This is a genomic window from Curtobacterium sp. MCBA15_016, assembly GCF_001865105.1.
Lineage (GTDB): Bacteria > Actinomycetota > Actinomycetes > Actinomycetales > Microbacteriaceae > Curtobacterium.
In genome coordinates this window covers 4,080-5,296 of record NZ_MJGR01000047.1, presented here as the reverse complement: position 1 = coordinate 5,296, position 1,217 = coordinate 4,080, and the positions used below count along the sequence as shown (strand labels likewise).

General features: G+C 70.1%; 2 protein-coding genes. Both read right to left on the bottom strand.

Annotation, left to right across the window (positions count from 1 at the left end):
• Window positions 1-289 (bottom strand): glycosyltransferase (locus BIV03_RS16790; RefSeq protein WP_139202048.1); only part of this gene is annotated, 289 nt, incomplete at its 3' end.
• Window positions 286-1,217, bottom strand: a 932-nt coding sequence (locus BIV03_RS16785) for a glycosyltransferase family 4 protein (RefSeq protein WP_139202047.1), incomplete at its 5' end; no start/stop codon positions are given. The genes BIV03_RS16790 and BIV03_RS16785, both read right to left, overlap by 4 nt.

The window sequence follows — 1,217 nt, the reverse complement described above, 5'->3', positions numbered from 1 at the left end:
CCGCGTCCATCTCGACGAGCAGCGGGTACCCGCGCTCGAGCCCCCACCGGAAGCCGGCGACGTAGGCCGTCCCGAGGCCGAGCTTGCCGGAGCGTTCGAGCAGGTGCACCCGGTCGTCCGCGGCGGCGAGCTGCCGCACGAGGTCACCCGTGCCGTCGGGGCTGGCATCGTCGACGACGAGCAGGTGTGCGTCCGGCAGCGCGCCCAGGACGGCTGCGGCGATCGTGCGGACGTTCTCGGCTTCGTTGTAGGTCGGGACGATGACGAGCGCCGTGGCGCCCGCGGTCACCGGTTCTGCAGCCGACGCTTGATCTTGCCCGCGACGCTCCGCGGGCCCTCGGTCCGGAAGTAGTGCACGGCGCGACCGAGGTCGTGACGGACGCCGTAGAGCTTCTTGCGGTCCGGGACGCGCACGCGCATGGCGTGCGGCTGGATCGTCGACGAGGTGTCGCGGACGCTCTTGTCGGCCGCGCGGATCGGGTTCCGGCAGAACTCGACGAGCGGGGCGAGGACGTTCTCCCACGTGAACTGCTCGCGCACGCGGTCGACGTTGCCGATGAACTCGGCACGGGCCTTCTTGTCGAAGAGCGCCGTCTCGAGCGCTGCGGCCAGGCCGTCGATGTCCTGCTCGTGCACGGCGATGCCGAGCTTCTCCTCGGCGACGAGGTCACCGAAGGAGTCACCGGCGGTCGTGACGATCGGCAGGCGCGCCCACAGGTAGTCGAGGATGCGGGTGCGGAACGAGAACGTGGTCTCGAGGTGCTCGTAGTGCGTCGAGACGCCGGCGTCGGCCTCGAGCAGGTAGGCGCCGCGTTCCTCGTACGGGATCCACGCGTCGTTGAAGAACACGTTCTTGCCGGTCAGCCCGAGTGCATCGGCCTCGGCGCGCACCTTGGCGACGATGTCCATCTCGGGCACGTCCGGGTTCGGGTGCTGCACACCCATGAAGAAGAGCTTGACGCTCGGCTTCTTCGCGGCGAGCCGGCCGATGGCGCGGACGAGCGTGATCGGGTCGAACCAGTCGTAGATGCCGCCGCCCCAGACGACGAGCTTGTCGTTCTTCCCGATGCCGGGGACGACGCCCTTGACCCGCTGCTGGTCGTGCACCGGCGGCGTCGACGACAGGCCGAACGGCACGACGCCGATCAGCGAGCGGAGGTCGGGGTCGCGCGAGTACGTCCGGGCGTTCACACGACCCGAGCCGGCGAGCTGGCCGA